This window comes from Escherichia sp. MOD1-EC7003, from assembly GCF_002965065.1.
Lineage (GTDB): Bacteria > Pseudomonadota > Gammaproteobacteria > Enterobacterales > Enterobacteriaceae > Escherichia.
Genome location: NZ_PTRE01000170.1, coordinates 1 through 4719 on the forward strand (window position 1 = coordinate 1; position 4719 = coordinate 4719).

At 47.3% G+C, this 4719-nt stretch carries 4 protein-coding genes, 4 tRNA genes and 1 pseudogene; 8 read left to right on the forward strand and 1 reads right to left on the reverse strand.

What is annotated here, in order from left to right:
- Positions 1–149: 149 nt before the first annotated feature.
- From A7090_RS22565 to birA, 3 genes and pseudogenes are all read left to right on the forward strand, one after another.
- Positions 150–335 (forward strand): annotated as a pseudogene (locus A7090_RS22565) (hypothetical protein); the annotation flags it as partial.
- An 86-nt stretch (positions 336–421) separates the two neighbouring features.
- Positions 422–1450 (forward strand): UDP-N-acetylmuramate dehydrogenase, encoded by a 1029-nt coding sequence (murB, locus tag A7090_RS22570; RefSeq protein ID WP_105275599.1) that lies wholly within the window; start codon positions 422–424, stop codon positions 1448–1450.
- Positions 1447–2412: a bifunctional biotin--[acetyl-CoA-carboxylase] ligase/biotin operon repressor BirA gene (gene birA, locus A7090_RS22575; protein ID WP_105275600.1), complete on the forward strand. Its 966-nt coding sequence runs from the start codon at positions 1447–1449 to the stop codon at positions 2410–2412. Before murB ends, birA begins: the two co-directional genes overlap by 4 nt.
- A gap of 28 nt (positions 2413–2440) precedes the next feature.
- Here the strand turns inward: birA and coaA are convergent, their stop codons facing one another.
- Positions 2441–3391, reverse strand: coding sequence for a type I pantothenate kinase (coaA, locus tag A7090_RS22580; protein WP_105275601.1), 951 nt, complete (start codon positions 3389–3391; stop codon positions 2441–2443).
- Positions 3392–3752: 361 nt separating this feature from the next.
- On the opposite strand from coaA, the gene A7090_RS22595 reads away from it, so the two are divergent.
- From A7090_RS22595 to A7090_RS22615, 5 genes are all read left to right on the forward strand, one after another.
- Positions 3753–3828: transfer RNA gene (locus A7090_RS22595), tRNA-Thr, on the forward strand.
- An 8-nt stretch (positions 3829–3836) separates the two neighbouring features.
- Positions 3837–3921 (forward strand) — tRNA-Tyr (locus A7090_RS22600).
- 116 nt (positions 3922–4037) lie between these two features.
- Positions 4038–4112: transfer RNA gene (locus tag A7090_RS22605), tRNA-Gly, on the forward strand.
- Between the two features lie 6 nt (positions 4113–4118).
- A tRNA-Thr gene (locus A7090_RS22610) sits at positions 4119–4194 on the forward strand.
- 114 nt (positions 4195–4308) lie between these two features.
- Positions 4309–4719 (forward strand): GTP-binding protein (locus tag A7090_RS22615; RefSeq protein ID WP_000031718.1); only part of this gene is annotated, 411 nt, incomplete at its 3' end.

The following is a 4719-nucleotide window of genomic DNA, read 5'->3' on the forward strand; positions in this document are numbered from 1 at the left end:
GATGGCCTTTTTGCATTGGTGCGAAAAAACTGCCGGATGCGACGCTGGCGCGTCTTATCCGGCCTACGCAGGCACGGAAGCCTGTACACAGATTTGTGTAATTGCCTGATTTTGATATGTTCAATCCAACATCAAATGAAGGTGAATTTATGGACGAAAAACAATTACAGGCTCTGGCTAATGAACTGGCCAAAAATCTCAAAACTCCTGAAGATCTCAGCCAGTTCGATCGCCTGCTCAAAAAAATCAGCGTTGAGGCTGCTCTCAACGCTGAAATGCCCCACCATCTGGGGCATGAGAAAAATCAGCCCAGGCTGGGCACCAACGCCCGTAATTACAAACTCTTGCCATCGTTATATCTACAAGCCATCCCCTCGCAGATACGGTAAACTAGCTACGTTTTTGCATCAGGAAAGCAGCTATGAACTACTCCTTAAAATCCTGGAATACCTTTGGCATTGATCACAATGCTAAGTACATTGTATGCGCGGAAGACGAACAACAACTACTCAATACCTGGCAGCATGCAACCGCAGAAGGACAGCCAGTTCTTATTCTGGGTGAAGGAAGTAACGTACTTTTCCTGGAAGATTACAGCGGAACGGTGATCATCAACCGGATAAAAGGTATCGAAATTAATGATAAGCCTGATGCCTGGTATTTACATGTAGGTGCAGGAGAAAACTGGCATCATCTGGTGCAATACACTTTGCAGCAAGGAATGCCCGGTCTGGAAAACCTGGCATTAATTCCTGGTTGTGTCGGCTCATCACCTATCCAGAATATTGGTGCTTATGGCATAGAGTTACAGCGCGTTTGCGATTATGTCGACTGCGTGGAACTGGCGACAGGCAAGCAAGTGCGCTTAACTGCCAAAGAGTGCCGTTTTGGCTATCGCGACAGTATTTTTAAACATGAATACCAGGACCGCTTCGCCATTGTAGCCGTAGGCCTGCGTCTGCCAAAAGAGTGGCAACCTGTACTAACGTATGGTGACTTAACTCGCCTGGATCCTACGACAGTAACGCCACAGCAAGTATTTGATGCGGTATGTCATATGCGCACCACCAAACTCCCTGACCCGAAAGTGAATGGCAACGCCGGTAGTTTCTTCAAAAACCCTGTTGTATCTGCCGAAACGGCTAAAGCATTACTGGCACAATTTCCAACAGCACCAAATTACCTCCAGGCAGATGGTTCAGTAAAGCTGGCAGCAGGTTGGCTTATCGATCAGTGTCAGCTAAAAGGAACACAAATTGGTGGGGCTGCGGTACACCGTCAGCAGGCGTTAGTTCTCATTAATGAAGGCAATGCAAAAAGCGAAGATGTCGTGCAACTGGCACATCATGTAAGACAAAAAGTGGGTGAAAAATTTAATGTCTGGCTTGAGCCCGAAGTTCGCTTTATTGGTGCATCAGGTGAAGTTAGCGCAGTGGAGACGATTTCATGAAGGATAATACCGTTCCGCTGAAATTAATCGCGCTGTTAGCGAATGGCGAATTTCACTCTGGTGAGCAGTTGGGTGAAACGTTAGGAATGAGCCGGGCGGCTATTAATAAACACATTCAGACACTGCGTGACTGGGGCGTTGATGTCTTTACCGTTCCGGGTAAAGGATACAGCCTGCCTGAGCCTATCCAGTTACTTAATGCTGAACAGATATTGGGTCAGCTGGATGGCGGTAGTGTAACTGTGCTGCCCGTTATTGACTCCACGAATCAGTACCTTCTTGATCGTATCGGAGAGCTTAAATCGGGCGATGCCTGTGTTGCAGAATACCAGCAGGCTGGCCGTGGTCGCCGGGGTCGGAAATGGTTTTCGCCTTTTGGCGCAAACTTATATTTGTCGATGTTCTGGCGTCTGGAGCAAGGCCCGGCGGCGGCGATTGGTTTAAGCCTGGTTATCGGTATCGTGATGGCAGAAGTCTTACGCAAGCTGGGTGCAGATAAAGTTCGTGTTAAATGGCCTAATGACCTCTATTTGCAGGATCGCAAGCTGGCAGGCATTCTTGTGGAGTTGACAGGCAAAACAGGCGATGCTGCACAAATTGTCATTGGTGCCGGGATCAACATGGCAATGCGTCGTGTTGAAGAGAGTGTCGTTAATCAGGGATGGATCACGCTGCAGGACGTAGGGATCAATCTCGATCGTAATACGTTGGCGGCCATGCTAATACGTGAATTACGCACGGCGCTGGAACTCTTCGAGCAAGAAGGATTGGCACCTTATCTTTCGCGCTGGGAAAAACTGGATAATTTTATTAATCGCCCAGTGAAACTTATCATTGGTGATAAAGAAATATTTGGCATTTCACGCGGAATAGACAAACAGGGCGCTTTGTTGCTTGAGCAGGATGGAATAATAAAACCCTGGATGGGCGGTGAAATATCCCTGCGTAGTGCAGAAAAATAAGAAAGGGGAGCATTAGCTCCCCCGAAAATTATTTACGTAGTCTGACCTCTTCTACCGCATGATTAGCACTTTTCGTCAGGATTAAACTGGCGCGCTCGCGAGTAGGTAGAATATTTTGCTTTAAGTTCAGCCAGTTTATCTCTTTCCACAACGTCATGGCAGTCTTAATAGCTTCTTCTTTAGTTAATTTCGCGTAGTTATGAAAATAGGAACCTGGGTCTGTAAAAGCCCCTTCGCGGAATTTCAGAAAACGGTTGATATACCATGTCTGCAGTAAGTCTTCCGGAGCATCAACATATATTGAAAAATCGACAAAATCAGAAACAAATACATGATGTGGATCGTGTGGATAATCCATCCCACTCTGTAAGACATTTAATCCTTCAAGAATTAAAATATCAGGCTGAACAACAGTTTTATCTCCATTCGGGATCACATCATAAATAAGGTGCGAGTAAACAGGTGCTGTAACGTTTGGTACGCCGGATTTGAGATCAGAAACAAATTTCACCAGACGATGCATATCATACGACTCCGGGAAGCCTTTCTTCTTCATCAGCCCACGTTCTTTCAGCACCTGATTAGGGTGAAGGAAGCCATCAGTCGTGATCAGTTCAACACGACGATGTTCCGGCCAACGGCTTAATAGTGCCTGTAATACACGGGCGGTTGTACTTTTCCCCACAGCGACACTACCAGCGATACTGATAATGTAAGGAATGCGTTGCCCGTTGGTACCAAGAAACTGTTCCAGAACTGCCTGACGGCGCAGATTCGAGCTTATATAGAAGTTCAGCAAACGTGACAAAGGTAAATAGATCTCGGCAACCTCTTCTAACGAGAGATCTTCATTAATACCTTTGAGACGGGCGATCTCATCTTCCGATAACGTCATAGGTACGGAATCACGCAGAGCTGCCCACTGGTTGCGGTCAAACTGTAGGTAAGGCGTCATTAACGTTTGCTCTTTTATACTCATAAGCATGTTTCTGGCGGTCATAGCTCTATCGGCAAAGCGATATTTGCCATGGCGCGTCACAGTTCTGTTGAATGGGTTTATGGGCAGGAGGGTAACACCAGATGGGGAGGAATAATAAGAAAAAATCTCTCCCAGGAAGCTATCGTTGAAAAGCAATGTGACAGATATTCCATCTGGTAAAAAGAATTATGGTTTAGCAGGAGCGCATTGTTGAGCACAATGATGTTGAAAAAGTGTGCTAACCTGCCTTGCATTCGGCTGTTTCTTCATCGTGTTGCATAAAATGTGACCAACAAAACAAATTATGCAATTTTTTAGTTGCATGAACTCGCATGTCTCCATAGAATGCGCGCTACTTGATGCCGACTTAGCTCAGTAGGTAGAGCAACTGACTTGTAATCAGTAGGTCACCAGTTCGATTCCGGTAGTCGGCACCATCAAGTCCGGTGGGGTTCCCGAGCGGCCAAAGGGAGCAGACTGTAAATCTGCCGTCACAGACTTCGAAGGTTCGAATCCTTCCCCCACCACCAATTCCGGCCACGCGATGGCGTAGCCCGAGACGATAAGTTCACTTACCGGCTCGAATAAAGAGAGCTTCTCTCAATATTCAGTGCAGAATGAAAATCAGGTAGCCGAGTTCTAGGATGCGGGCATCGTATAATGGCTATTACCTCAGCCTTCCAAGCTGATGATGCGGGTTCGATTCCCGCTGCCCGCTCCAAGATGTGCTGATATAGCTCAGTTGGTAGAGCGCACCCTTGGTAAGGGTGAGGTCGGCAGTTCGAATCTGCCTATCAGCACCACTTCTTTTCTCCTCCCTGTTTTTTCCTTCTGTTTATTACATTCAACAAGTCGGGCATGTTGCCTGGTTGATGTGGTGATATCACCGATTTATCCGTGTCTTAGAGGGACAATCGATGTCTAAAGAAAAGTTTGAACGTACAAAACCGCACGTTAACGTCGGTACTATCGGCCACGTTGACCATGGTAAAACAACGCTGACCGCTGCAATCACTACCGTACTGGCTAAAACCTACGGCGGTGCTGCTCGCGCATTCGACCAGATCGATAACGCGCCGGAAGAAAAAGCACGTGGTATCACCATCAACACTTCTCACGTTGAATACGACACCCCGACCCGTCACTACGCACACGTAGACTGCCCGGGGCACGCTGACTATGTTAAAAACATGATCACCGGTGCTGCTCAGATGGACGGCGCAATCCTGGTAGTTGCTGCGACTGACGGCCCGATGCCGCAGACTCGTGAGCACATCCTGCTGGGTCGTCAGGTAGGCGTTCCGTACATCATCGTGTTCCTGAACAAA